This window comes from Kineococcus terrestris (assembly GCF_041020755.1).
In the GTDB taxonomy this organism is placed as follows: domain Bacteria; phylum Actinomycetota; class Actinomycetes; order Actinomycetales; family Kineococcaceae; genus Kineococcus; species Kineococcus terrestris.
The window spans coordinates 20,373-45,657 of the sequence record NZ_JBEUEI010000031.1; the positions used below are offsets into that span (position 1 = coordinate 20,373).

At 76.3% G+C, this 25,285-nt stretch carries 26 protein-coding genes; 8 read left to right on the forward strand and 18 right to left on the reverse strand.

Features of this window, described 5'->3' with window-relative positions; translation table 11 throughout:
* Positions 1-4 precede the first annotated feature (4 nt).
* Both AB8M62_RS16285 and AB8M62_RS16290 read right to left on the reverse strand, forming a co-directional pair.
* On the reverse strand, positions 5-463 hold the full coding sequence (locus AB8M62_RS16285; protein WP_369051969.1) for a YbaK/EbsC family protein: 459 nt from the start codon (positions 461-463) through the stop codon (positions 5-7).
* A gap of 26 nt (positions 464-489) precedes the next feature.
* Positions 490-1,941, reverse strand: coding sequence for an NAD(P)H-quinone dehydrogenase (locus AB8M62_RS16290; RefSeq protein ID WP_369070220.1), 1,452 nt, complete (start codon positions 1,939-1,941; stop codon positions 490-492).
* A gap of 86 nt (positions 1,942-2,027) precedes the next feature.
* On the opposite strand from AB8M62_RS16290, the gene AB8M62_RS16295 reads away from it, so the two are divergent.
* The gene (locus tag AB8M62_RS16295) at positions 2,028-2,492 is read left to right on the forward strand and encodes a gamma-glutamylcyclotransferase (RefSeq protein ID WP_369051967.1); all 465 of its coding nucleotides are present in this window, start codon (positions 2,028-2,030) and stop codon (positions 2,490-2,492) included.
* 92 nt (positions 2,493-2,584) lie between these two features.
* A complete protein-coding gene (locus AB8M62_RS16300) occupies positions 2,585-3,409 on the forward strand; it encodes a purine-nucleoside phosphorylase (RefSeq protein ID WP_369051966.1) in 825 nt (274 codons plus the stop codon).
* Between the two features lie 28 nt (positions 3,410-3,437).
* On the opposite strand, the gene AB8M62_RS16305 is transcribed toward AB8M62_RS16300, so the two are convergent.
* Positions 3,438-4,343, reverse strand: a complete 906-nt coding sequence (locus AB8M62_RS16305; RefSeq protein ID WP_369070222.1) for an endo alpha-1,4 polygalactosaminidase — start codon at positions 4,341-4,343, stop codon at positions 3,438-3,440.
* Positions 4,344-4,510: 167 nt separating this feature from the next.
* Here AB8M62_RS16305 and AB8M62_RS16310 point away from each other — a divergent pair, with 167 nt between their 5' ends.
* Positions 4,511-5,482 carry a response regulator transcription factor gene (locus tag AB8M62_RS16310; protein WP_369070223.1) on the forward strand — a complete coding sequence of 324 codons (972 nt, stop codon included), beginning with the start codon at positions 4,511-4,513 and terminating at the stop codon, positions 5,480-5,482.
* On the opposite strand, the gene AB8M62_RS16315 is transcribed toward AB8M62_RS16310, so the two are convergent.
* The 11 genes from AB8M62_RS16315 to AB8M62_RS16365 are packed head-to-tail and all read right to left on the reverse strand — an operon-like array spanning position 5,406 to position 15,759.
* Positions 5,406-6,263, reverse strand: coding sequence for an urease accessory protein UreD (locus AB8M62_RS16315; protein WP_369051963.1), 858 nt, complete (start codon positions 6,261-6,263; stop codon positions 5,406-5,408). The genes AB8M62_RS16310 and AB8M62_RS16315 overlap by 77 nt on opposite strands.
* The gene (gene ureG / locus AB8M62_RS16320) at positions 6,260-6,907 is read right to left on the reverse strand and encodes an urease accessory protein UreG (protein ID WP_369070224.1); all 648 of its coding nucleotides are present in this window, start codon (positions 6,905-6,907) and stop codon (positions 6,260-6,262) included. Before ureG ends, AB8M62_RS16315 begins: the two co-directional genes overlap by 4 nt.
* Entirely contained in the window at positions 6,904-8,610 is a 1,707-nt protein-coding gene (gene ureC / locus AB8M62_RS16325; RefSeq protein WP_369051961.1) for an urease subunit alpha, read from the reverse strand. Before ureC ends, ureG begins: the two co-directional genes overlap by 4 nt.
* A complete protein-coding gene (ureB, locus tag AB8M62_RS16330) occupies positions 8,607-9,299 on the reverse strand; it encodes an urease subunit beta (RefSeq protein ID WP_369051960.1) in 693 nt (230 codons plus the stop codon). Before ureB ends, ureC begins: the two co-directional genes overlap by 4 nt.
* Positions 9,300-9,321: 22 nt before the next feature.
* Positions 9,322-10,002, reverse strand: coding sequence for an urease accessory protein UreF (locus AB8M62_RS16335; RefSeq protein ID WP_369070225.1), 681 nt, complete (start codon positions 10,000-10,002; stop codon positions 9,322-9,324).
* Positions 9,999-10,484: an urease accessory protein UreE gene (locus AB8M62_RS16340; RefSeq protein WP_369070226.1), complete on the reverse strand. Its 486-nt coding sequence runs from the start codon at positions 10,482-10,484 to the stop codon at positions 9,999-10,001. The genes AB8M62_RS16335 and AB8M62_RS16340 overlap by 4 nt, the downstream gene beginning before the upstream one ends.
* Positions 10,481-11,284 (reverse strand): ATP-binding cassette domain-containing protein, encoded by an 804-nt coding sequence (locus AB8M62_RS16345; RefSeq protein ID WP_438822149.1) that lies wholly within the window; start codon positions 11,282-11,284, stop codon positions 10,481-10,483. Before AB8M62_RS16345 ends, AB8M62_RS16340 begins: the two co-directional genes overlap by 4 nt.
* Positions 11,281-12,192 carry an ABC transporter ATP-binding protein gene (locus tag AB8M62_RS16350; RefSeq protein ID WP_369051957.1) on the reverse strand — a complete coding sequence of 304 codons (912 nt, stop codon included), beginning with the start codon at positions 12,190-12,192 and terminating at the stop codon, positions 11,281-11,283. Before AB8M62_RS16350 ends, AB8M62_RS16345 begins: the two co-directional genes overlap by 4 nt.
* A gap of 11 nt (positions 12,193-12,203) precedes the next feature.
* Positions 12,204-13,163 carry an ABC transporter permease gene (locus AB8M62_RS16355; protein ID WP_369051956.1) on the reverse strand — a complete coding sequence of 320 codons (960 nt, stop codon included), beginning with the start codon at positions 13,161-13,163 and terminating at the stop codon, positions 12,204-12,206.
* The gene (locus tag AB8M62_RS16360; protein ID WP_369051955.1) at positions 13,160-14,116 is read right to left on the reverse strand and encodes an ABC transporter permease; all 957 of its coding nucleotides are present in this window, start codon (positions 14,114-14,116) and stop codon (positions 13,160-13,162) included. The genes AB8M62_RS16355 and AB8M62_RS16360 overlap by 4 nt, the downstream gene beginning before the upstream one ends.
* Positions 14,113-15,759 (reverse strand): ABC transporter substrate-binding protein, encoded by a 1,647-nt coding sequence (locus AB8M62_RS16365; RefSeq protein ID WP_369051954.1) that lies wholly within the window; start codon positions 15,757-15,759, stop codon positions 14,113-14,115. Before AB8M62_RS16365 ends, AB8M62_RS16360 begins: the two co-directional genes overlap by 4 nt.
* Positions 15,760-15,959: 200 nt before the next feature.
* Here AB8M62_RS16365 and AB8M62_RS16370 point away from each other — a divergent pair, with 200 nt between their 5' ends.
* The 4 genes from AB8M62_RS16370 (at position 15,960) to AB8M62_RS16385 (ending at position 19,246) form a co-directional block, all read left to right on the forward strand.
* Positions 15,960-16,148, forward strand: a complete 189-nt coding sequence (locus AB8M62_RS16370) for a hypothetical protein (RefSeq protein ID WP_369051953.1) — start codon at positions 15,960-15,962, stop codon at positions 16,146-16,148.
* Positions 16,149-16,150: 2 nt separating this feature from the next.
* Positions 16,151-17,563 (forward strand): amidase, encoded by a 1,413-nt coding sequence (locus tag AB8M62_RS16375; RefSeq protein WP_369070227.1) that lies wholly within the window; start codon positions 16,151-16,153, stop codon positions 17,561-17,563.
* A gap of 103 nt (positions 17,564-17,666) precedes the next feature.
* Positions 17,667-17,837, forward strand: a complete 171-nt coding sequence (locus AB8M62_RS16380; protein ID WP_369051951.1) for a hypothetical protein — start codon at positions 17,667-17,669, stop codon at positions 17,835-17,837.
* Positions 17,834-19,246: an amidase gene (locus AB8M62_RS16385; RefSeq protein ID WP_369070228.1), complete on the forward strand. Its 1,413-nt coding sequence runs from the start codon at positions 17,834-17,836 to the stop codon at positions 19,244-19,246. Before AB8M62_RS16380 ends, AB8M62_RS16385 begins: the two co-directional genes overlap by 4 nt.
* A 45-nt stretch (positions 19,247-19,291) precedes the next feature.
* On the opposite strand, the gene AB8M62_RS16390 is transcribed toward AB8M62_RS16385, so the two are convergent.
* The 4 genes from AB8M62_RS16390 to AB8M62_RS16405 all read right to left on the reverse strand — a co-directional run bounded on the left by AB8M62_RS16390 (position 19,292) and on the right by AB8M62_RS16405 (position 23,384).
* Complete coding sequence (locus AB8M62_RS16390) at positions 19,292-20,188, reverse strand: alpha/beta fold hydrolase (protein WP_369051949.1); 897 nt, start codon at positions 20,186-20,188, stop codon at positions 19,292-19,294.
* A 142-nt stretch (positions 20,189-20,330) separates the two neighbouring features.
* On the reverse strand, positions 20,331-21,143 hold the full coding sequence (locus tag AB8M62_RS16395) for an ABC transporter permease (protein WP_369051948.1): 813 nt from the start codon (positions 21,141-21,143) through the stop codon (positions 20,331-20,333).
* Positions 21,140-22,189: an ATP-binding cassette domain-containing protein gene (locus AB8M62_RS16400; protein WP_369051947.1), complete on the reverse strand. Its 1,050-nt coding sequence runs from the start codon at positions 22,187-22,189 to the stop codon at positions 21,140-21,142. Before AB8M62_RS16400 ends, AB8M62_RS16395 begins: the two co-directional genes overlap by 4 nt.
* A gap of 169 nt (positions 22,190-22,358) precedes the next feature.
* Positions 22,359-23,384 carry a CobW family GTP-binding protein gene (locus AB8M62_RS16405; RefSeq protein ID WP_369051946.1) on the reverse strand — a complete coding sequence of 342 codons (1,026 nt, stop codon included), beginning with the start codon at positions 23,382-23,384 and terminating at the stop codon, positions 22,359-22,361.
* 58 nt (positions 23,385-23,442) lie between these two features.
* Here AB8M62_RS16405 and AB8M62_RS16410 point away from each other — a divergent pair, with 58 nt between their 5' ends.
* Entirely contained in the window at positions 23,443-25,179 is a 1,737-nt protein-coding gene (locus tag AB8M62_RS16410; protein ID WP_369070229.1) for a phospho-sugar mutase, read from the forward strand.
* Positions 25,180-25,285 lie beyond the last annotated feature (106 nt).

Here is a 25,285-nt window from a genome sequence, read left to right on the forward strand (position 1 = left end):
CGGTTCAGCGGGTGACGTCGACCCAGTCGCCGCCGGTCAGCTCCGCCAGCCGGTCCGGGCTCAGCCGCACCGCGCTGTCCGGGCTGCCGCCGGCGGGGTGCACGACGTCGAAGGCGCGCAGGGACTCGTCGCAGTGCACCTCCAGCGGTGCGGGGTGCCCGAACGGGGAGATCCCGCCCACCGGCTGGCCGGTGAGCTCCTGCGCCTCGGCCGCGCTCAGCATCCGCGGCTTCGCCCCGAAGCGCGCCTTGAACTTCGCCCCGTCCAGGCGGGCGGTGCCGGCGGCGACCACCAGCAGCGAGCGCTCCCCCGCGCGCAGCGCCAGGGTCTTGGCGATCTGCCCGGGTTCCACCCCCAGCGCGGCGGCGGCCGCGGCGACGGTGGAGGTGTCCGTGCCCGGGTGCTCGACGCGCAGGCCGGGGGCGCGCTCGTCGAGGAAGGCCTGCACCCGCTCGCTGCTCACGCCCCCGCCCGTCCCGCCCGCACCGCTCAGTCCGCCATGACGTGCAGCTGGCGGGCGGCCTCGGCCAGCGACCCGGACAGCGAGGGGTAGACGGAGAAGGCGTGCGCGACGTCGTCGACGTTGAGCCGCTTCTCCACCGCCAGCGTCACCGGGAAGATCAGCTCGCTGGCCCGCGGTGCGACGACCACGCCGCCGATGACGGTGCCCGAGCCGGTGCGGCAGAACAGCTTCACGAAACCGTCGTGGATGCCGAGCATCTTCGCGCGCGCGTTCGTGGACAGCGGCAGCTTGACGATCTCGCCCTGCGCCTCGCCGGAGTCGATCTGCGCCTGCGTCCACCCGACGGTGGCGATCTCCGGGGAGGTGAACACGGTGGAGGCCACCGAGCGCAGCTTCAGCGGCGCGACCGTGTCGCCCAGGGCGTGCCACATGGCGATGCGCCCCTGCATGGCCGCCACCGACGCCAGCGGGAAGACCCCCGTGCAGTCGCCGGCCGCGTACACGCCGCGCGCGGAGGTGCGCGAGACCTTGTCGACGTCCACGTGCCCGGACTCCGACGTCCACACGCCGGCCTCCTGCAGGCCGATGTCCTGCGTGTTGGGCACCGAGCCGACCGCGACGAGGCAGTGCGAGCCCTCGACGGTGCGCCCGTCGGACAGGGTGACGACGACGCTGTCGCCGTGCCGGACGACGGACTCGGCCCGCGAGCGAGAGACGACGTTCATGCCGCGGCGGCGGAAGACCTCCTCGAGCACCTCGGCGGCGTCGGCGTCCTCGCCGGGCAGCACCCGGTCGCGGCTGGAGACGAGGGTGACGTGCGCGCCGAGGGCGTCGTAGGCGCTGGCGAACTCCGCGCCCGTGACGCCCGAGCCGACGACGACCAGGTGCTCGGGCAGCTCCTCGACGTCGTAGACCTGCTTCCAGGTGAGGATCCGCTCGCCGTCGGGCTGCGCGTCGGGCAGCGTGCGCGGGCGCGAGCCGGTGCTGAGCAGGACGACGTCGGCCTCCACGCGGGCGCCCGCGTCCTCGCCGTCGGTGACGACGAGGGCCTGCGGGCCGTCCAGGCGCCCGGAGCCGTTGAGGACCTTCACGCCCTCCTTCTCCAGGCGGGCGCGGATGTCCATCGACTGCGCGAACGCCAGGGACTTGACCCGCTGGTGCACGCGGCCCAGGTCGACGCTGACGGCGCCGGCCGGCTCGGTGTCGGAGGTGGGGCCGCCGGGGAAGCGGACCCCCAGCTCGGTGGCGCCGCCGACGGTGGCCATGAGCTCGGCGGTGGCGATGAGGGTCTTGGACGGGACGACGTCGGTGAGGACGGTCGAGCCGCCCAGGCCGTCGCGCTCGACGACGGTGACGTCGGCGCCGAGCTGGGCGGCGACGAGGGCGGCCTCGTACCCGCCCGGGCCGCCGCCGAGGACGGCGACGCGCTGCTGCTGGGCGACGGGGGACGCTACGGAGGACGTGGCGCTGGTGCTCACCCCCCCATGGTCGCGCAGCGCGGGGGTCCCGGTCACCCCGCGGGGCCGACCGGGGGTGTGACGTGCCTCCTCTACCCTCTGTCGTCGTGCCCGCCTACGCCGCCTACGCCACCAACCTCGACCCCGAGACGATGGCGCAGAAGGCTCCGCACTCGCCGCTGCGCTCCACCGGCTGGCTGACCGGCTGGCGCCTGACCTTCGGCGGGGAGGACCGCAGCTGGCAGGGGCCGCTGGCCACCGTCGTCGAGGGCGACGGCGAGCACCGCGAGGAGCAGGTGTTCGTCGCGCTGTACGACGTGACCGAGGCCGACGAGGCGCGCATGGACGCCCTGGAGGGCATGGACATCGGGCTGTTCCGCAAGGTGCGGGTGCGGGTGACGACCCTCGACGGGGACGTCGTGGCGTGGACGTACGTGCTGGACGACTACGAGGGCGGGCTGCCGACGGCGACCTACCTGGGGCGGCTGGCCGACGCCGCCGAGGCCGGCGGCGCCCCGCACGACTACGTCATGGCGCTGCGCGCGCGGCCCTGCCGCTCGAACGACGCCTGACCCCGACGACGCCCGACCCCGACGACGCCCGGCCCCCGCCCGGGGGACGGTCCGCCCCGCGGCCCGCGCGCCGCGCCCCTACGCTGGGCGCCGTGACGACCAGCGCGCCCGCCGACGACCCGTTCGACCTCGCCGCGGCGGCCGCCGCCCGGCTGGCGGAGGTGACCGGCGTCGAGCGCCACGACGTCGCCCTCGTCCTGGGCTCGGGGTGGGCGGCGTCCGCCGACACCCTCGGCGAGCTCGTCGCCGAGGTCCCCGGCACGGACCTGCCCGGGTTCAGCGCCCCCGCCGTCGTCGGCCACCGCGGCACCGCGAAGTCCCTGCGCGTCGAGCGCGACGGCGCCGGCCCGCTGCACGCCCTCGTCCTGCCGCGCACCCACTTCTACGAGGGCCGCGGGGTGCGGGCCGTGGCCCACGGCGTGCGCACGGCCGCCGCGGCCGGGTGCCGCACCGTCGTGCTGACCAACGGCTGCGGCGGCCTCGACCCGACCGTGGGCCCCGGCTCCCCCGTCCTCATCTCCGACCACCTGAACCTCACGGGCGCCTCCCCGCTGGAGGGCGCCACGTTCGTGGACATGACCGACCTGTACTCCGCGCGGCTGCGCGGGGTGGCGCGCGAGGTCGACCCGGACCTGCCCGAGGGCGTCTACGCGCAGTTCCGCGGCCCGCAGTACGAGACGCCCGCCGAGGTGCGCATGGCCGGGGTCCTGGGCGCCGACCTCGTCGGCATGTCCACGGCGCTGGAGGCCGTGGCCGCCCGCCACGCCGGCCTGGAGGTCCTCGGGTTCTCCCTCGTGACGAACCTGGCGGCCGGGGTGAGCGACGAGCCGCTCTCGCACGAGGAGGTCCTGGAGGCCGGCCGCGAGGCCGGCCCGCGCTGCGCGCGCCTGCTGGCCGGGGTGCTGCCCCGCCTCTGAGCGGGCGTCCGGGGCGGGCCCGCGGGGCTCAGCAGGACGCGCTGACGTGCCCGCCGCGCCCGCGCGGCAGGACGTCGCGGTCGCGCAGGACGACGTGGACGGTGCCGCCGCGCACGCGGCAGGCGCGCTCGAACGCCGCGCGGCCGCCGTCGGTGTGCTCGACCTCCAGCACCCGCCGCCCGTGCACGGCCGTGTAGGCGCCGCACTCGCGGTGGCGCTCGCAGTCCTCGGCGACGGCGAAGTCGAACCCCGCCGCGCGCGCCTGCTCGCGGGTGGTCTCCGGCGCGTTCTTCTGCGCCACGGCGAGCCCGGCGGCGTGCGCGCGCCGGGCCAGCAGCCCCGCCAGCGCCAGCGCGTCCCGCTGCGTCAGGCGCCCGCCCGAGCGGGTCCACGAGTCCAGGTTGTCCAGCTCCACGGCCCGGAAACCGCGGGCGGCGCAGTCGTCGAGCCACGGCCCCACGACGGCGGCGATCCCGGCGCGCTGCGCGGGACCGGAGGTGTCCAGCAGGACCTCGTCGGGCCAGTCCGCGTCGCGGACCGGCGTCCCGGTCCGGTCGCGCAGCAGCAGCTCGGGGCGCCAGCGGGCGCGCTCGCCCGGCTGGGTCTGGAAGGCGTTGACGTAGCAGACGGAGTACACGCCCGGCGCGGGCCGCTCGGCGCGGTCGCGCACGACGACGCTGACGCCCGCCGCGGGCGGGTAGGCGCCACCGATCTGGTAGTCGGCGGTGCCCTCCAGCGGCGGGAGCAGGACCGAGCGCTCAGCGGACCCGGTGGGCCCGGTGAGCGCGGTGGACCTGGTGGACCCGGTGGGCGCGGCGAGCGACGGGACCGCGGTCGCCGCGAGGAGGGCGCCGGCGACGAGGGCCGACGCGGCGGCGCGCAGCGCCCGGCGGCGCCCGCCGCGCCCGTGGGAGGGGGTGTCGCGCTGGCTCACGCGCCCCACCTCGGCACGCGCGCCGCGCGGCTGCAGCCGCGCGGCGCCGCGTCACCCGCTCGGCCGCGCCGACCGGGAGCGGCGGGGCGGTTTCCCGGCCGTCAAACTCTCGTTTCCACCTGGTTTCCGCGGGCCACCGCCGGGCCGCGCCGACCTAGCGTGCGGTCATGGACTGGCAGAGCGCGGCGACCGCCGCTGGACGGATCGCCGGTGCGGTCACCCAGGACGCCCCCCGCTCGGTCCGCGCCGCCGAGGCGCTGGAGGAGCTGCGGGCCCTCGTGCCGTTCGTGGGCGCCTCCATCGCGGCCTGGGACGAGACGACGTCGAGCCACGCGGTGGTCGCGGACTCCGGGTACCGCGACGCGCAGCTGGCGCACCTGAACGGCGAGGCCTACCTGCAGGACCCGACGTGGCACGTGACGGTGTCCCGGCGCGCGCCGGTCCCCTGGCGCGACATGCCGTTCCGCCCGGACGAGTCCTGGATCATCCGCGAGAGCCTGCGGCCCTCCGGCTACCGCGAGGGCATGACGGCGCCGTTCTTCCGCGGCGACGGCAGCTACGCCGGGATGCTGACGTTGAACACCGACTCGGCGACCCACCCGCACGCGGCCGCGGTGGAGATGCTCGGCCTGCTGTCGGCGCGGATGGCCGAGATGGTCTCCGGCCCGGTCCCGCCGACCGGGGACGGCGACGCCCCGGAGCCCGGGGGGCTGCGGATCGCGGTGTCCGCCTCCGGGGTCTGCACCCCGCTGGGCGGCGAGCCGACGCCGCAGGAGCTGCTGGCGGCCCTGCGGCGGGAGGTCGCGCGGGGCAGCACGGGTTTCCTCGTCTGGGAGCGCGGTGAGCGCGCGCCGTGGCACGTGCGGCTGCCCGCGCGGGGGGCGCGGCCGACGACGGTGGCCACGACGGTGGCCACGGCCGTGCGCGGCCCGGTGCCGGGCAGCCTGTCGCGCCGGGAGCTGGAGGTGCTCGCGGGCCTGACCGAGGGGCTGTCCAACCAGGAGATCGCCGAGGCCCTGCACGCCAGCCGGCGCACGGTCTCCACCCACGTGGAGCACATCCTCACGAAGCTGGGCGCGCGCAGCCGGACGGAGGCGGCGACGCGGGCCGTGCGCGACGGGCTGCTCCTGTCGGCCTGAGCCCGGCGGCGGTGGCGGCGAGGACCGCGTCGAGGCACCGCCGCAGCGCCAGGCCGTCCACGGCGACGACCCGCGCGCTCCACCCGGCCCCGCCGGGCAGCGCCGAGACCGCGGCCAGGCTCCCGTCCACCGCGGGCACGACCGGTGCGGGGGCCGGTGCGCCGACGACGTGCACGACGGCCTGCGCCGGCCACCGGCGGACGGACGCCGGCAGGCCCTGGACACCGGTCCGGTCGACGGCGCGCAGCTCGCCGCCGACCCGCACCTCGACGACGCTGCGCGTGTCGACGCCTCCCGCCCCGCCGTCCGCCGCGCCGGCGGGCCGCAGGCACCCGGGGTGCAGGACCTGCGCCTCGACGGCCACGACCGTCGAGGTCGCGTCGACGGCCAGCGCGGTCCGGGCGCGGTGGACGGCTCCGGGCAGGACGACGCGCGGCTCGGGGTGGTGCACGAGCACGGCCCCGCCGGCGGCGGTCAGCTCCGCGGTCTCCAGCGGCCCGGGGCGCCCCGGCACGGCGTGCACGAGCGTGGCGCCCTGGCCGACCACCCGGGCGCGGACGCCGCCGGCGGCGGCGACGCGGGTCGAGCGCACGTCCCCGGGGTGCAGTCCGCCGCCCGACTGCTGGACGACGACCGTCCCGCACAGCGGGTCGGCGTCGTCGCGGAACAGCTTCTGCACCAGCGACGGCCAACGGGAGACGCTGCGCTGCAGACGGATCCGGCCACCGACGGGTTCGAGCAGCAGGTCGACGCCGAGGTCGGGCGGGGGGTCGCCGCTCACGTGAAGAGGACGTCGCGCTCGAGGGCGTCGGCGACCGCGGCGACCCCGTGCCCGGCGCGCAGGTCGGTGCGCAGGACAGGTCGGCCCTCGCGGACCTGCTCGGCCTCGGCGAGCATGCGCGGCAGGTCGGCGCCCACGTGCGGGGCCAGGTCGGTCTTGTTGACGACGAGCAGGTCCGCCCGCAGCACCCCGGGGCCGCGCTTGCGGGGGATGTCGTCGCCGCCCGCGACGTCGATGACGAAGATCCAGTAGTCGACGAGGTCGCGGGAGAACGTCGAGGCCAGGTTGTCCCCGCCGCTCTCCAGCAGCAGCAGGCGGGTGTCGGGGAAGCGCTGCTCGAGGCGGTCGGCGGCGGCGAGGTTGAGGGAGGGGTCCTCGCGGATGACCGTGTGCGGGCAGCCGCCGGCCTCGACGGCCACGACCCGCTCGGGGTCCACCAGACCGGAGCGGCGGACCCGCTCGGCGTCCTCGGCCGTCACCAGGTCGTTGGTGATGACGGAGACGACGGTGCCGCGCGCGGCGAACTCGGCGAGCAGCCGCTCGACGAGCGCGGTCTTGCCGCTGCCGACGGGGCCGCCGATGCCGACGCGGGCGGCGCCGGGGACGGCGGGCGGGGCAGGGGTGGCCGGGGTGGGGGCGCTCATCGCAGCAGGTACCTCCGGTTGAGGGGGACGCGGGTGGCGGGCGGTGCGTGCAGCAGCACGCCGTCGGCGCGCACCTCGTAGGTGCGCGGGTCCACCTCGACCACCGGCAGGTGGGAGTTGCGGACCATGTCGGCCTTGCGCAGCCCGCGCACCGACGTGATGGGCACGCACGGTTTGCTGAGGCCCAACCGCTCCCCCGCGCCGTCGTCCGCGGCCAGCCGTGAGACGAGGTTCACCGAGGTGCGCGCCGCGGCGCGGCCCATGGCCCCCCAGTTGCGCCGCTGCAGGACCGGCTGGGCGGAGGAGATGCTGCCGTTGGCGTCCCCCAGCGCCGCCCACGCGACGTAGCCGCCCTTGAGGACCAGGGAGGGTTTGACGCCGAAGGAGGCGAACGGCCACAGGACGACGTCGGCCGTCCTGCCCGGCTGCAGCGACCCGATGAGGTGTGCGGCGCCGATGGAGATCGCCGGGTTCACCGTGTACTTGGCGACGTAGCGCTTGACGCGCTCGTTGTCGGCCCAGCGCGTCGTCTCCTCGGGCAGCCGCCCGACGCGGTCCTTCATGACGGAGGCCAGCTGCCAGCAGTTGGCGATGTTGTCGGCGACCCGGCCCATGCCCTGGGTGTCGCTGCCGAACACGGAGATCGCCCCGGAGTCGTGCAGGAAGTCCTCGGCCACCATCGTGCCGGGCCGGATGCGCGCCTCGGCGAACGCGACGTCCTCCGGGGAGGCCGGGTCCATGAGGTGCGCGACCATCGTCATCGGCACGCCCTCCTCCAGCGCCGCGGGCGTGAAGGGGTTCGTGGGGTTCGTGGAGGCGGGGATGACGTTGGGCAGCCCGACGCAGCGGATGATGTCGGGAGCGTGCCCGCCGCCGGCGCCCTCCACGTGGTACATGTGGATCGTCCGGTCCCCGATGACGTCCAGCGTGCGCTCGGCGAACCCGAACTCGTTGATCGAGTCGGTGTGCAGGTGGACGGCGAAGTCGTGGGCGTCCGCGGCGCGCAGGGTGGCGTCGACCACGGCGGGGCTCGCGCCGAAGTCCTCGTGGATCTTCACCGCCCCCGCCCCGGCCCGCACGGACTCCACGACGGCCTCGGGCCACGACGAACCCCGTCCGAAGGCGACCACGTTGACGGGCGAGTCGTCGGCGCCCTGCAGGAACCGGCCGAGGTTCCTCGTGCTGCCGGAGGCGACCTCGAAGGCCGGGCCGGGACTGCCGCCGATGAGGGTCGTGGTGCCGGTGGACAGCGCGTGCTCCACCTGCTGCGGGGAGATGAGGTGCGCGTGCGTCTCGATGCCGCCGGCCGTGGCGATGAGGCCGGCACCGGGGATCGGGGTGGTCGTGTGGCCCACGACCATGTCCGGGTGGATCCCGGGGGTGACGTCGGGGTTGCCCGCGGCCCCGACGCCGACGATCCGGCCGTCGCGGATGCCGATGTCCGCGCGCACGATCCCGACGACGGCGTCGACGACCAGCGCGCCGGTGACGACGAAGTCCAGCGCCCCCGAGGAGCTGGTCGACGTGGGCCGGTAGCCCTCCCCGTCGCGGACGGTCTTGCCGGCGCCGGCGAGCAGCTCGTGGCCGCGCGCGGTGAGGTCGGCCTCCACCTCGACGAACAGCTCGGTGTCGCCCAGGCGGACCACGTCGCCCGTGGTGGGCCCGTGCACGCGCGCGTAGCGCTCGCGGCCGACGGCGGTCACGGGGCGCTCACCCCGAGGAACCCGAGCTCGGCGGCGCGGCGGGCGGCCGCCTCGTAGGCGCCGGGCGCGTCCAGGGGGCCGTCGACGAGGCCGGCGAAACCGTGCGCGACGCGGTCGCCGGCCAGGGGGACGAGGTGGACCTCGACGGGCATGCCGGGTTCGAACCGGACACCCGACCCGGCGGGCACGTCGAGCCGGCGCCCCCACGCGGCACGCCGGTCGAAGTCCAGGGCGGGGTTCACCTCGAAGAAGTGGGTCGCGCTGCGCACCTGCACGTCGCGGTCGCCGGTGTTCTCCACCCGCACCGCGACGCGGTCGTCGCGTCCGGGCAGGACGACGGGTTCCCGCCCCACGACCACCTCGCCGGGCACGAGCGCCCCCTCGGTGGCGGGCACCGGGTCGAAGAGGGCGACCAGCTTGGTGCCCTCGGCGAAGGGCGCGTCCACCATGACGACCTGGCACAGCTCGGCGACCCCCGGCTCGACCTGGTCGGCGCGCAGCAGCCGCCCGGCCAGGTCGCGCACCGCCGCGTGGTCCTCGCCGCGCCGGGCGGCGAGCATCACCTCGTCGGTCAGGTAGGCGATCGCCTCCGGGTGGCTCAGGGGGATCCCGGCCCGCAGGTTGCGGCGGGCGAACTCCGCGGCGGTGAACACGGTGAGGCGTTCGAGCTCGGTGGGCGTCAGGTGCACGCGTCCTCCTGGTACGGCGGGTTCAGGTGGTGAACAGGCGGCCGTCGCCGGCCGGGAGACCGACGAGGACGTCGGCGAGCGCGGTGCCGGTCCAGGGCTCGCGCGGCGGCGCGGTCGCCAGCAGCGGGCCGGCCACGGCCACCGCGCGCCGGGTGACCCGCTGCGCCCCCAGGTGGCCGACGACGCCCAGGCGCACGGCGGCCGAGGTCAGCTGGGCGACCAGCGACCAGCAGCAGACCGCCTCGACCTCGGCCGGTCCCAGGCCGGCGTCGCGCAGGCACACCGCCTGGGCGGTGACCAGGTGCCCGGGGGACCGGCCGGCGAGGGCAGCGGCGCGCAGCCGGGCCGCGGGGGCGCTGCCCAGCGCGGCGAAGGTGCCCAGCAGGGCCAGCCCCGCCGTGCGCGAGCCGCGGCGCAGGACGTCGACGACGGCGAGCCGCTCGGCCTCGGCGTCCACGAGCAGCGCCCCCTCCCACCCCGGCTCGCGCGCGCAGCGGGCCAGCAGCACCCGGTCCCCGGTGTGCCAGCGGTGGCGCAGCTGCTCCTCGACGAAGTCGGCGAGGTCGTCCTCCCCCGTGACGGCGCCGGTGCGGGTGGCGGCCTCCAGACCGGAGGAGAAGGCGAGGGCGCCCGAGGGGAAGGCGGAGTCGCCCAGGGCCATCGCCGCCAGCAGCCGCGCCCCGCCCGCGGGTCCGGCGCTCACGGGTCCTCGAGCGTGACGGCTCCCGCGGCGAGCAGGTCGGCCACCCGGGCGAGGTGGTCCTCGGCGCGTCCCTGCACGACGACGTCCAGGACGCCGTCGCCGGTCTCGCAGGTCCAGTGCAGGTGACCGGCGAGGAAGCCGAGCCGCAGGGCGGCCGCGGGGTCGGCGGCCCGCAGGCGCAGCCGCTGCGCCGCGCGGGTGCGCACGACGACGGCGCTCGCGGGGTCCAGGTGCAGGACGGCCCCGTCGACGAGGCCGGTGCCGCGCGGCAGGGCCACGGCGTACTCGCGGCCGCGGTCGGAGACGACCCGCAGCCGGCGGCGCGGCGCGTCGGCCTCGTCGACGTGCAGCACCTCCACGGCGCCCGCGTGCCGCAGGGCGTGCAGGGCCTCGGCGGTGCCGGGGTCGTCCTCGTGGCCGAGGACGGCGGTGAGGGTCGTCGGGGCCGCGGGGAGCTCCGGCGACCCCGACGCGGCGCTCACGCGCGCGCTCCGGCCGCGCCCGGCTCCAGGACGGCGTCGAGCAGGACCCGGGTCGTCTCCGTCCGCGGCGCGGTCAGCAGCCGGTCCACGGGCCCGGCCTCCACGAGGCGGCCGCGCTCCAGCACCCCGGCGTGGTCGCACATGTGCTCCACCAGCGCCAGGTTGTGGGTGACCAGGAGCATCGTCAGCCCGCGCTCGGCCTGCAGGTCCTTCAGGAGGTTGAGCACCTGCGCCTGCACGGAGACGTCCAGGGCCGCGGTCGGCTCGTCCAGGACGAGGAAGTCGGGGTCGGTGACGAGCGCGCGGGCGATGCCCAAGCGCTGGCGCTGGCCGCCGGAGAACTCGTGGACGTAGCGGCCCAGGTGCGACTCCTCCAGGCCGACCCGCTCGACGAGGTCGACGACGCGACGGCGCGCCTCGCGGCCCTCGGCGATGCCGAAGCGGTGCAGGCCGTAGGCGATCTGGTCGCCGACGGTGCGCCGCGGGTTGAACGCCGAGCCGTTGTCCTGGAAGACCATCCGCATGCGGGCGCGCAGCGCCAGCAGGGTCTTGGGCCGGGCGCGGACGATCTCGGTGCCGTCGAAGTCCACCGACCCGCCGCTGGCCGGTTCCAGGCCCAGCAGCATCCGCGCGGTGGTGGTCTTGCCGGACCCGGACTCCCCGATCAGGCCCCACGTCTGGCCGCGCCGGACGTCGAAGGACACCCCGTCGACCGCGGTGGTCGCCCCGAACGTCTTGCGCAGGTCGCGCACGACGACGAGGTCCTCGTACCGGCCGCGGGGCTGCACGGTCGCGCTCACGCCCCCACTCCTCCCGCCACCTCGGTGAACTCCGGCAGCCGCCGCCGCTGCCGCGGCACCGACCGCTCCTGCTCGGACAACCGCAACCGGGGCACCGCCTCGACCAGGGCGCGGGTGTAGGGGTGCTGCGGGTCGCGCAGCACCGCCGCGGCCGCGCCGCGCTCGAGGACCTGCCCGCGCCGCATGACGGCGACGCTGTCGCACACGTGCGAGACGACGCCGAAGTCGTGGGTGACCAGCAGGACCGCGGTGCCCAGCTCGGCGTTGATGGACAGCAGCAGGTCGAGGACCTGCTTCTGCACGGTCGCGTCCAGCGCCGTGGTCGGCTCGTCGGCGAGCAGCAGCTCCGGGCGGCAGGCCAGCGCGAGGGCGATGACGACGCGCTGGCGCTGCCCGCCGGACAGCTCGTGCGGGTAGGAGCGCAGGCGCCGGGCCGCGTCGGGCAGGGCCACCAGCTCCAGGGACTCCAGCGCCTTCGCGCGGGCCGCGGCCCGGTCCAGCCGCTGGTGCCGGCGGATCACCTCCACCAGGTGGGCGCCGATGGTGCACGAGGGGTCCAGGGCGCTGAGGGCGTTCTGCGAGACCATGCCGACGTGGCTGCCGCGCAGCGCCTGCAGCCGCTTCGGGGGCAGGGTCAGCAGGTCCTCGCCCTGGAAGAGGATCCGCCCGGAGGTGATGCGGGCGCGGCGGGTGCCGAGCAGGCCGAGGACGGCGAGCGAGGTGACGCTCTTGCCGGAACCCGACTCCCCGACCAGGCCCAGCACCTCGCCGGGGCCGATCGTCAGGTCGACGTTCCGCACGGCGTGGACCACGCCGGTGTCGGTGTGGAAGTCGACGCTCAGGTCCTGGACGTCCAGGAGGGGACCCGCCCCTGTCGTGCCGTTCGTCGTGGCGTTCGCGGTGCGCACGGGGTTCTCCCTCAGCTCGTCTGCTTGCGGGGGTCGAGGGCGTCGCGCAGTCCGTCACCGAGGAGGTTGAAGGACAGGGCGACGACGAGGACGGCCAGGCCGGGGACGGTCGCCACGTGGAACTTCCCCTCCAGGAGCACGGCGGCGCCGTCGGAGGTCATGATCCCCCAGTCCGGCGCCGGCGGGACGATGCCGACGCCGAGGAAGCTGAGGCCGGCGGCCACCACGATCATCAGGCCGCACAGGGTGGTGGCGTAGACCAGCAGCGCCGAGACGACGTTCGGGACGAGCTCGCGCAGCAGCACGTCGCGGGTGGGGGCCCCGGAGGCGCGGGCGGCCTCCACGTAGTCCTTGCCGACCTCCTGCACCGTCGTCGTGTACGCGACGCGGGCCATGTACGGCACGAGCGTGATGCCGATGGCGAGCATGACGTTGCCCAGGCCCGCGCCGAGGACGGCGGCCAGCGCGATCGCCAGCAGCACCAGGGGGAAGGCGAACAGGACGTCGAGCAGGCGCATGATGACCTCCCCCGTGCGGCCCCGGGTGTAGCCGGCCACGAGGCCGGTCGCCAGGGCGAGGGGGAAGACGACCAGCACGGGGACGACGGCCACCAGCAGCGAGTAGCGCCCGCCGTGCAGCAGCCGGGACAGCACGTCGCGCCCCTGACCGTCCAGGCCGAGGGGGTGACCGGGCGTCCCGATGCCCTGCAGCCGCAGGGAGGAGTCCCCCTCGGTGGGGCTGTACGGGCTGAGCAGCGGAGCGAGCACGGACGCCAGCGCCACCAGGAGCAGGACCGCGAGGGCCGCGACGGCGACCCGGTCGCGGCAGAACGCCCGGACCGCGAGCCGCGCGCGCGAGGGGCGGCGCGGGCTGCGGCGGTCCCGCTGGCGGGGCACGCGCACCCCGTCCTCCCCGGCCGCGGCCGGCGCCGCGGCGTCCGCCCCGGCGGTCCCCGTCGTGGTGCGGTTCACGCGGTCACCGCCCGGCGCGAGCGCGGGTCGAGCAGCCCCACCACGACGTCCGCGAGGAGGTTGACCAGCACGAAGGCCAGCGCCACGAACAGCGTGCCGGCCTGCACGACCGGCAGGTCCCGCTGCGTGATGGACGTGTACAGCTGCTGGCCGAGACCCGGCCACCCGAAGACCACTTCCACGAAGATCACCCCACCCAGCAGGTAGCCGACCTGCAGGCCGACGACGTTGACGATGGGCGGCAGGGCGTTGCGCAGCCCGTGCCGCCACAGGATCGAGCGCTCCGACAGGCCCGAGGCGCGCAGCGTGCGCACCCAGTCCTGCTGCAGGACGTCGACGAAGACGCTGCGCGACATCCGGGCGATGACGGCCAGCGGGACGAGGGCCGCCGTGACCGCCGGCAGCACCAGGTGCGCCAGCAGGTCCGGCAGCCCCCCCGGGTTGCGGGTGTTGTACATGCCCGACGTCGGCAGGACCCCCAGGCTCAGGGCGAACACCCCGATGAGGACGAGGCCGAACCAGTAGACCGGCACGCTGGCCCCGGCGAGCGTCACGAACATCGCGACCCGGTCGAACACGCCGTACTGGTGGCGGGCGGCCAGCACCCCGAGCGGGACGCCGACCAGCACGCACAGCAGGAGCGCGGCGCCGGTGAGCACCAGGGTGTTCTCCAGCCGCGGCAGCAGCAGCGTCGAGACGTCCTGCTGGACGGTCAGCGAGCGGCCGAAGTCGCCCTGCACGAGCCCGCCGAGGTAGTCCAGGAACTGCACCGGCAGCGGCCGGTCCAGGCCCAGCTCGGCGCGGACGGCCGCCACGGACTCGGCCGTGGCCCCGGCGCCCAGCACGGCGCGGGCCGGGTCGCCGGGCACCAGCTGCAGCAGCAGGAAGACGACGAGGCTGACCCCCAGCAGGACGAGCAGGGTCGAGGCCAGCCTGCGCAGGACCGCCCTCACGACGTCTCCGCCAGCCGCACCGAGCGCAGGTCGTACCACTCCTCGCTCGCCGAGACGAAACCCTCGACGTAGCCGGCCAGGACGTAGGGCGCCTTGTCGTTGACGACGGGCGCGAGGGCCGCGTCCTCGGAGACGATGTCGTTGGCCTGGCGCCACAGCTCGTTGGCCTCTGCCTCGTCCGTCGCGCGGATCGCCCGGTCCATCACGTCGTCGAGCTCGGGGTTGGAGTAGTAGCCGACGTTCGGGCCGTTCGGGGCCTGCAGGGTGCTGGAGGTGACGATGTACAGCCAGTACGGCGTCGTCATGCCCCAGGACATCTGCATCATCCCGGTGCCCGGCTGGGCGCCCTGCGCCCACGTGCCCAGGTAGGAGATCCACTCCTGGGTCGCGATCTCCACCTGGATCCCGACCTCGGCCAGGTTCTGCTGGATGAACTCCGCCATCTGGGCGGGGACGATCTGACCCGAGCCGTCGACCGAGGTGGTCAGCGTCGTGCGGAACCCGTCCGGGAACCCGGCGGTCGCCAGCAGCTCCCGGGCGCGGGCCACGTCGCGGGCGTAGGCGTCCTGGCGCTCGACGTAGGCGTCGTTGGCGGGCGCCTGCACGTCGTAGGCGGGGTTCACCGTGCCGGCCAGCAGGTCCCGGGCCATGCCCTCGCGGTCGATGGCCAGGTTGATCGCCTGGCGGACCTCGCGGACGCCCGTGTACTGGTCCTGCATGTTGAACGACAGGTACCAGACGTGCGGCGGGGTCCCCTCCGAGACCTGGAAGCCCTCGGCGCGCAACGCCTCCACGCTGTCAGGGCTCGGCACGGCGATCATGTCGACGTCCCCGCTGCGCAGGGCCGCCACGCGGGCCGAGGCGTCCGGCAGGGGCCGGAACACGACGCCGTCGAGCTGCGCCGGGCCGCGCCAGTGGTCGTCGTAGCGGGCCAGCTCGACGCGCTCGCCGCGGACCCGCTGCACGAACCGGAACGGGCCGGTGCCGACGGGGTGGTCGGCGACGTCCTCGCCGTGCTCCTCGATCGAGGCCGGGCTCATGATGCAGCACGATCCGTTGCCGCCCTGGGCCAGCAGGCGCAGGAACGGCGAGAACGGCTGGCTCATCGTGACGACCACCGTGGACGGGTCGGTCGCCTCGACACCGGTGACGAAGCTCCACACGAAGTTCGTCTGGCCGGCGGCCTTCGCCGAGTACTGCGGCGCGGTCTCGTCCCACATCCGGCGGATGTTGTAGACGACCGCGTCGGCGTCCAGCGGGGTGCCGTCGTGGAACGTGACGCCCTGCCGGATCGAGAACGTGTAGACGGTGCCGTCGGGCGAGACCTCCCAGCTCTCCGCGAGCCCGGGGACGAGCTCGGGCACCGCGGCCTCGGACGAGGGCGTCGTGAGGTCCTCGTCCACCAGCGGGTCGAACACCTGCTTGTTGATGCGGTACGTCACCCACCCGCCCGCGACCTGCGGGTCGAGGACGTCGGGTTCGGACTCGATGCCGATGACGAGGGTCTGGGCACCCGGTCCCTGCTGGCCGGAGGCACCGCCGCCGCAGGCGGCGAGGGCCGAGACGGTCGCAGCGCCGAGACCGCCGGCGAGGACGCGCCGGCGTCCTACGGGAGTGGTGGGGAGTGCTGTCGGGATCGACACGGGGGGCGCTCCTCGGAGTGGTTCCGTCGGGGTGGGCGCCACCGTAGGCAGCGGTGCGGCGCGGGCTGAATACGTCGCCTGACGTATTTCCCGGCGCGCGCCGGCACCGGTCCCGCGGATACGTCAGGTGACCGATTCCGCTGCCGCGCCGGGCTGCCTAACGTCCCCGGCACCACCCGGACCGACCCGTGGGAGAGAGCATGAGCAGAGCACTGGACGCCGCGACCTTCAGCGGCCTGGAGGCCCTGACCGGGCTGGGGATGCCGCCGGAACGGGCCGCCGCGGCCCTGGCCGCCTACAACGGGGTGCTCGGGACGCTCGCCGGCCTCGACGGCGTGCCGTTCGGCGACACCCCGCCCGCCGCCGCCTTCAACGCCTCCTGGGAGTGAGCGTGGAACCCTACGAGCTGACCCTGTCCGACGCGGCCGCGGCGATCGCCGCCCGCGAGCTGTCCCCCGTCGAGCTGACCGACTCCGTGCTGGCGCGCATCGACAGCGTCGAGGCCGACATCACCGCCTTCGTCACGGTGACCGAGGACCGGGCGCGCGCGGCGGCCGCCGCCGCCGAGGCCGAGATCGCCGCGAGCGGCCCGCGCGGGCCCCTGCACGGCATCCCCGTGGCGCTGAAGGACCTGTACGACACCGCCGGCGTCCTGACGACGTCGAGCTCGCGGGTGCGGGCCGACCACGTCCCGAACACCGACTCCGCGGTGGCCGAGCGCTTCGCCGCGGCCGGCGCCGTCACGGTGGGCAAGACCCACACGCACGAGTTCGCCTACGGCGCGACCACCCCCACGACCCGCAACCCCTGGGACACGACGCGCGTGCCCGGCGGTTCCTCCGGGGGTTCCGGGGCGGCCGTCGCCGCGGGCGAGTGCATGGTCGGCATGGGCAGCGACACCGGCGGGTCCATCCGCATCCCCGCGGCCGTGTGCGGGGTCGTCGGCCTGAAGCCCACCTACGGGCGGGTCTCGCGCCGCGGCGTGGCGTCGCTGTCCTGGAGCCTGGACCACGTCGGCCCGCTGACGCGGACCGTGCGCGACGCGGCGATCACCCTCAACGCGATCGCCGGGTACGACCGGGCCGACCCGGGGTCGGCCGACGTGCCCGTCCCCGACTTCACCGCCCTCATCGGCCGGGACGTCACCGGGCTGCGGGTGGGCGTGCCCACCGACTACTTCACCGAGCGGCTGCAGCCGGAGGTGCAGGCGTCCGTCGCCGCGGCCGTGGCCCGCCTCGGGGAGCTGGGCGCCGAGCTGGTCGAGGTCGAGGTGCCGATGGCCTCGCGGATCGGCGCCGTCGAGTGGGGTCTCATGCTGCCGGAGGCCACCGCCTACCACCAGGAGACGCTGCGCTCCGTGCCCGAGCTGTACACGGAGGAGACCCGGGCGCTGCTGGAGGTCGGGGAGTTCGTGCTGGCCACCGACTACCTCAAGGCGCAGCGGTTGCGGACCCTCGTGCAGGCGGCGTGGAAGGAGCTGTTCTCCACGATCGACGTCCTGGCCGCCCCCACCCTCACCTGCACGGCGACCGTGGCCGGGGAGCCGGAGGTCGTCTGGCCGGACGGCGTGCGCGAGGGCACCACGACCACGTACGTCCGGTTCTCCCAGCCGGCGAACGTGACCGGCCTGCCGTCCATCACCGTGCCGACGGGCTTCGACTCCGCCGGCCTGCCCATCGGCATGCAGGTGATGGGCCGCCCCTTCGAGGAGGACGTGGTGTGCGGCGTGGCCGCGGCCTACGAGGCGGTCTCGGGCTTCGCGGGGCAGCTGGCCCCGCTGCACCGCGAGATGGCCCCGGCCTGACCCTCGCGCGCCCGCCGCGGCCCCCGGGCCGCGGCGGGCGCGCGGGCGGGCGGCGGTGCAGGACGACGCAGGACGACGCAGGACGACGCGGGAGGAGCTGGTGGTGGACGGGACCGGTGCGGACGACGACGTGGAGGCCGAGGTGCGCGAGCTGCTGGCGCAGTGGCTGCCGATGGCCGCCGCGGTGGACGAGCGGCTGGCGGGCGAGCGGTTCCGCGCGGTGGCGCCGGTGACCGCCTTCCCCGCCCCGCCGCGGGCGGGGGGCCCGGCGTGAGCGGCGCGGGCGGCGCGGACGGGCCGGTGGGTCCCGCGGACCTGGTGGACGTGGCCGCGGACATCGCTGCGGGCCGCACCACGTCGCGCGCCGTCGTCGAGGCGTCCCTGGACCGGGCGCGGGAGTGGGCGGGCGCGGGCGCCTTCACGCACGTGTTCGCGCAGGACGCCGTGCGCGCGGCCGAGGGCATGGACCTGCTGCTCGCGGCCGGGCACCGCCTCGGCCCCCTGCACGGGGTCCCCGTGGCCGTCAAGGACAACATCGCCGTCGCCGGCAGGCCGACCGCGGCCGGCAGCGCCGTGCTGGCCGGGGAGGTGCCCGCCGAGGACGCGCCGGTGGTGCGCGCCCTGCGCTCCGCCGGCGCGGTGGTCGTGGGCCACACCGCCATGCACGAGTTCGCCTGGGGCGGCACGTCGGACAACCCGCACACCGGCACCGTCCGCAACCCGTGGGACCTGACCAGGACGCCGGCCGGTTCCAGCGGCGGCTCGGGCGTCGCCGTCGCGGTGGGCGCCTGCTGGGCGGCGCTGGGCACCGACACGGGTGGTTCGATCCGGCTGCCCAGCGCCGTCAACGGCGTCACCGGGCTGCGCCCCACCACCGGCAGCATCGCCGTCGACGGGATCGTGCCGCTGGCGTGGAGCATGGACACCGTCGGCCCGATGGCCCGCTCGGCCCGCGACTGCGCGGTGCTGACGGCGGTCCTGACCGGCTCGGCGCCGTCGGCCCGCCTGCACGACGGTGTCGACGGGCTGCGGCTGGGCGTGGTGGACGGCTACTCGCTGGAGCACGTGCAGGCGCCCGTGGCCGCGGGGGTGACCGGGTTGCTGGACGCGCTGCGCGGCCTGGGCGCCCTGGTGCGCGCGGTGGGGCTGCCGGACGTCGAGGGCAACCTGTCGGCGCAGCTGACGGTGGAGGCGGCCGAGCCCAGCGCCTACCACCACCGCTGGCTGCGGGAGCGGCCCGGCGACTACGGGCGGGACGTGCGCGTGCTGCTGGAGGCCGGCGCGCGCCTGCCGGCCACCAGCTACCTGCAGGCCCAGCGCTACCGAGCGGTCCTGCGCGAGCAGCTGCTGCGCGCTCTCGAGGACGTCGACGTCGTCGTGACCCCCACCCTGCCGTTCACCGCCACCCCCGTCGGGGCCACGCACGTGGAGGTCGAGCCGGGCCGTCCCGAACCGCTGCTCGGGGCCTTCATGCGGTTCACGGGCCTGCCGTCCCTGACGGGGGCGCCCGCCCTGTCGGTGCCCTGCGGGACCGACGCGGACGGGCTGCCGGTCGGGGCGCAGCTCATCGCCCGCCCCGGCGGGGAGGACGTCCTGTTCCGCACCGCGGCGGCGTTCCAGGCCGTCACCGGGCACCACCTGCGGCGGCCGGCGCTCCCGGCGGCGGTGCCGGTACCGGCCTGAGCGGGTGCGGCGCCGGACGAGCGGTCCGCCTCGTCCGGCGTCCGCTCAGCCGGTCGCCGCGGCCCGAGCGCGCAGCCAGCCGGTGACCAGCGCGGTCACCTCGTCGCGGTTCGTCTCGTTGAGCACCTCGTGCCGGGCGCCGGGCAGCAGCTCCAGCGTCACGTCCCGCAGCCCGGCGGCGCGGTAGCGCCCGGCCAGGCGCTCCAGCAGCTGCCCGCCGGCGCCGCCGACGGGGTCCTCGGTGCCGCTGACGAGGAGGACCGGCAGGTCGGGGCGGATCCGCGCCAGGCGCTCGGGGTCGGCGGTGGCGGCCGCGGTGGCCAGCGCTCCGGCGAGGATCGCCTCGTCGGTGGCGAACCCGCACAGCGGGTCGGCGACGTAGGCGTCCACCTCGGCCGGGTCGCGGCTGAGCCACTCGAAACCGGTGCGGTGCTCGAACGGGGCGTTGAACGCCGCCAGGCCCGGCTGGTCCGGCGGCAGGGAGCGCACGACGTCGACGAGGCCGTCCAGGGCGGTGGAGCCGCTGAGGACGACGCCGTCCCACAGGTCCGACCGCTCCAGCAGCACGTTCTGCGCGCCCATCGACCCCAGGGAGTGCGCGAGCAGGAACACGGGCAGGCCGGGGTGCTGCTCGCGCAGCAGCTCGGCGAGGCGCGCGACGTCGGCGGTGAACCCCTCGAACCCGGCGGCGCCGAAGGAGCCGAGCGGGACGCCGGGACCGGTGGAGGCGCCGTGGCCGCGGTGGTCGGCGGCCACCACGACGAACCCGGCGGCGTTGAGCGCTGCCGCCGCGCGGGCGTAGCGGCGGGCGTGCTCGGCCAGGCCGTGCGCGACCTGCACGACGCCCAGCGGCTGGCCGGGCACGTCGGCCCAGCGGTGGACGGCGATGGCGAGGCCGTCCGCGGGGGACGGGAAGGAGTCGACGACGGCGTCGGCGGTCACGGTGCCTCCGGTGCGCGGGGGGCTCGTCGGTGAGCCCCGGGGACGTGGGGGCGCCAGTGTGCCCGGCACGGGCCGCCGGCGTGCGACGGCCCCGCACCCGGAGACCGGGTGCGGGGCCGTCGCGGACGTCCGGGGCGGTCGGTCAGCGGGCGGCGGCCCGCTTGTACTGCCGCGTGGCGAGCGGCACGAACACCGCGAGGACCAGCAGGATCCACAGCAGCGTGTACAGCTCGGCGTTCTGCAGCGACCAGCTGCCCAGTTCCGTGCCCGGTGGCACGTTGCCGAACCGCTCGCGCGCGGCCTGCACCAGCGTGGACACCGGGTTCCACTGCGCGACCACCTTCAGCGGGCCGGGGAACGTCTCCAGCGGCACGAACGCGTTGGTGATGAACGTCAGCGGGAAGATGGTGAGGAACGTCAGGTTGTTGAACGCCTCGGGCGTGCGGATGAGCAGGCCCAGCAGGCCCATCACCCACGAGACCGCGTACGCGAACAGCAGCAGCAGCGCGAAACCGACGAGCGCGTCCAGGAACGAGGTGCGGATCCGCCAGCCGATGACCAGGCCCGTCAGCGACATGATGACGATGACGATGACGTTGAGGATGACGTCGGAAGCGGTGCGCCCCACCAGGACCGCCGACTGCGTCATGGGCAGCGAGCGGAACCGCTCGATGATGCCCTTCTGCATGTCGTCGGCGATCCCGGCGCCGGTGACGGTGGCGCCGAAGATGACGGTCTGGGCGAAGATGCCCGGCACGAGGAACTCGCGGTAGTCGGCCGCCGAGCCGCCACCGGGGGTGCCGATCGCGCCGCCGAAGACGTAGCCGAACAGCAGGATGAACATGATCGGCGAGATGAGGGTGCCGACCAGCAGGTCGGGGATCCTCGTGATCTTCAGGATGTTCCGCTTGGCGATCACCGAGCTGTCGTTGACCACCGTGGCCAGGCCGTTCACGAGCGCACCCCCTCCTCCCTCGTCGAGGCCTTCCGCGAGGCCTTCTGCGACGCCTCCTCCGAGGCCGGCTGGTCGTCCTCACCGGCCACCTCCTCGGCGGGCTTGCCGGTCAGCGTGAGGAACACGTCGTCCAGCGTCGGGCGGCGCAGGCCGGCGTCCAGCGGGACCGTGCCCACCTCCTCCAGCCGGCGCAGGACGTCCACGAGCACGCGCGTGCCCGCGGTCACCGGCGCGGTCAGGCGCCGCGCCCGGCGCTCCACCTGCAGCTCGCCCACCGCGACCTCGCGCAGCACGCCGGCGGCGACGTCCACCTCGGCGTCGGTGGCGACGACCACCTCCACCCGCTGCCCGCCCACGTCGGTCTTGAGCTCGTCGGCGGTGCCGCGGGCGATGATCCGCCCGTGGTCGATGACGACGATGTCGTCGGCGAGGCGCTCGGCCTCCTCCAGGTACTGCGTCGTCAGCAGCAGCGTCGTGCCGTCCGCGACCATGCCCGTCAGCAGGTCCCACATGTCGTTGCGGCTGCGCGGGTCCAGGCCCGTCGTCGGCTCGTCCAGGAACAGCACCGGCGGCTGCGCGACGAGCGCCCCGGCCAGGTCGAGCCGGCGGCGCATGCCGCCGGAGTACGTCTTGGCGACCCGCTTGGCCGCGTCGGTCAGCCGGAACTGCTCCAGCAGCTCCCACGCGCGCTCGCGCGAGCGCCGCCGCCCCAGGTGGTAGAGGCGCCCGACCATGTCGAGGTTCTCGAACCCGGTGAGGTTCTCGTCGACGGCCGCGTACTGCCCGGACAGCCCGATCCGCTCCCGGGCCGCGCGCGGGTCGGCGACCACGTCGACGCCCGCGACCTCGACGGTGCCCTCGTCGGGCACCAGGAGCGTCGTCAGCATCCGCACCGTGGTCGTCTTGCCCGCCCCGTTCGGCCCGAGCAGCGCCAGGACGGTGCCGGTGGGCACCTCCAGGTCCACGCCCGCGACCGCCGTGACCTCTCCGTACCGCTTGACCAGTCCCCTCGCGAGGACCGCGTGGTCCCCCGTCCGCTCCGCCATGCCCCCGACCCTAGGGAGGGGGGCCGACACTCCGCTCCCCCGTTGTCGCGCCGTTCTCGACCGCTGCTCCCGCTCGCGCTGCTGCGCCGTGTCCTCCACGCCCTCCTGGACCGCCGCGGGCGGCCGGACTCATCGGTGCCGGCGCGGGTGCCGGTCGGGAGACTGGGGCTCAGTCCTCGGTGCTGCGCAGGACGCCCATCACCGCCAGCTCGTCCTCCAGCGGCGGCCCCTCGTGCACGCAGGCCCGCAGGCCCGCCAGCAGCGCCCCGGCGTCCAGGCCGGCGCCGATGAGCACCAGCTCGCTGCGCCGCGGGTCACCGTCCGGCCACGCGGTCCGCTCGAAGCGGACGGCCGCGCCGACGGTGTGCAGGACGAACCGCTGCTCGTGCCCGCGGACGGCGAAGCGCAGCACCCCCTTGACCCGGAAGACCCCGGGCGGGCGCGCGTCCAGCCAGGCGACGAGCGCCCGCGGGTCCAGCGGCTCCTCGCTGCGGAAGGACACGCTCTCGTACAGGGCGTGCAGGTGGTCGTCGTGGCCGCCGTCCTCGTCCAGCGCCTCGCCGAGGGCGAGCTGGCGCTGCGCGGGCGGGCGCTCGTCGAACAGCAGCCGCGGGTCGACGCGGCCGCGGGCGGCGGGCACCACGGGCGCCCACCGGTTCAGCTCCCGGCAGCGGGCCGCGACCCGGCGGGCGGCCGCCCCGTCGACGAGGTCGGTCTTGCTCAGCAGCACGACGTCGGCGGCCGCGACGTGGTCGGCCAGGCGCGGGTGCCGCAGCAGCGCCGCCTCGAACTCCACCGCGTCGACCACCACGACCAGGCCGCCGTACTCCACCCCCGGCACCCCGCAGGTCAGGACCCGGCGCACCATCTGCCCCGGCTCGGCGACGCCGCTGGCCTCCACGACGACGGCGTCCAGGCCGTCGCCGTCGCGCCGGCCCTGCTCCAGCAGCCGCCCCAGCAGCTCCTCCACGCTGCCGTCGTCGGTGGAGCAGCACAGGCAGCCGTTCTCCAGCGAGACGGTGCTGCCGGCCTGCCCGGCGACCAGCAGCGCGTCCACCCCGACGGCCCCGAAGTCGTTGACGAGGACCCCCAGCCGCACGTCGGCGGCCGAGCGCAGCAGCTGGTTGAGCACGGTGGTCTTCCCCGCGCCGAGGAAGCCCGCGAGCACGACGACGGGGACGGGTGCAGCAGGCACGCCCCCAGGGTGCAGCAGCCGCGACCCGCCCGCGCCCGGGGGCCGTAGGGTCGCGCGCGTGGACACCGCAGCAGCCCGCGACCTGCCCGACGACCTGCGGCGGCGCGCCGAGGCGTGGATCGACGACGACCCCGACGAGCGCGACCGCGCCGAGCTGCGGGGCGTCCTGGACGCGGCCGCGCGCGGCGACGCGGCGGCCGTCGCGGACCTGGCGGACCGCTTCTCCGCGCCGCTGGAGTTCGGCACCGCGGGGCTGCGCGGGGCGCTGGGCGCCGGCGAGCACCGGATGAACCGGGCGGTCGTGCAGCGCGCGGCCGCGGGGCTGGGCGCCTGGCTGGTGCAGCGCGCCGAGCGGCCGCGGGTGGTCGTGGGCCTGGACGCCCGGCACCGCTCGCGCGACTTCGCCGACGACTCCGCGGCCGTGCTGACCGCCGCGGGCTGCGAGGTGCTGCTGCTGCCCCGGCCGCTGCCCACGCCCGTCCTGGCGTTCGCGGTGCGGCACCTGGGCGCGGACGCCGGTGTCATGGTCACCGCCAGCCACAACCCGCCGCAGGACAACGGCTACAAGGTGTACCTGGGCGGGCGGGTCGCGCCCGAGGAGGGCCGCGGCGTGCAGATCGTCCCGCCGGCCGACGCGGAGATCGCCGCGCGCATCGCCGCCGTCCGGCACGTGCGCGACGTGCCGCGCGCGGCGGGCGGCTGGCGGGTGCTGGGCGAGGACGTCGTCGAGGACTACCTGGCGGCCGTCGTCGCGGCCGGGGAGCGGCTGGTGCCCGACGTGCCCGACGTGCCCGCCGGGGGCCGGGGGCCGCGCGTCGTCGTCACCGCCCTGCACGGCGTCGGGTCGCCGGTGCTGCGCGAGGCGCTGCGCCGCAGCGGGACCACCGACGTGCACGAGGTCGCCGAGCAGTCCGAGCCCGACCCGGACTTCCCCACGGTCGCGTTCCCCAACCCCGAGGAGCCCGGGGCGCTGGACCGCGCGCTGGCGCTGGCCGCGCAGGTGGACGCCGACCTCGTGCTGGCCGTCGATCCCGACGCGGACCGCTGCTGCGTGGCGGTGCCCGGCGGGGGGACCGGCGGAGGGGCCTGGCGCGCGCTCAGCGGCGACGAGCTGGGCTGGGTGCTGGGCGAGCGGCTGGCCCGCCCGGGCGGCGTGCTGGCGTGCTCGGTGGTCAGCTCCGGGATGCTGGCGCGCATCGCCGCCGCGCACGGCGCGACGTTCTCCCCGGCCCTGACGGGGTTCAAGTGGATCGCGCGCGTGCCGGGGCTGGACTTCGGCTACGAGGAGGCCATCGGCTACTGCGTGGCCCCGGACGTGGTGCGCGACAAGGACGGGATCTCCACCGCGCTCGTCGTGGCCCGGCTGGCCGCGCGCGCCCGGGCAGCCGGCGGCGCGCTGGCCGACGTGCTGGACGAGCTGGCGCTCGCGCACGGCGTGCACGCCACGGCGCCGGTGACGGTGCGGGTGGACGACCTCTCGCTCATCGGCCGGGCGATGGCGCGGCTGCGGGCGCAGCCGCCGGCGTCGCTGGCCGGCTCGCCGGTGACGGGCGTGGAGGACCTCACCGCGGGCGTGGACGGCCTGCCGCCGACGGACGGGGTGCGCTGGCGCACGGCCGACGGCACCCGCGTCGTGGTGCGCCCCAGCGGGACCGAGCCGAAGCTCAAGGCGTACTGCGAGGTCGTCGAGCCGGTGCCCGGCGGGGCCGCGGACCTGGCCGCGGCGCGCGCCGCGGCCGCCGGGCGCCTGGAGGCCGTGCGCGCCGACGTGCGCGCCGCCACCGGCCTCGCCTGACCCCTCCGCCCCTCGGTCCCCCTCCCCCGGGGGGGGGGGGGGGGGGGGGGGGGGGGGGGGGGGGGGGTGGGGGGGGGGGGGGGGGGGGGGGGGGGGGGGGGGGGGG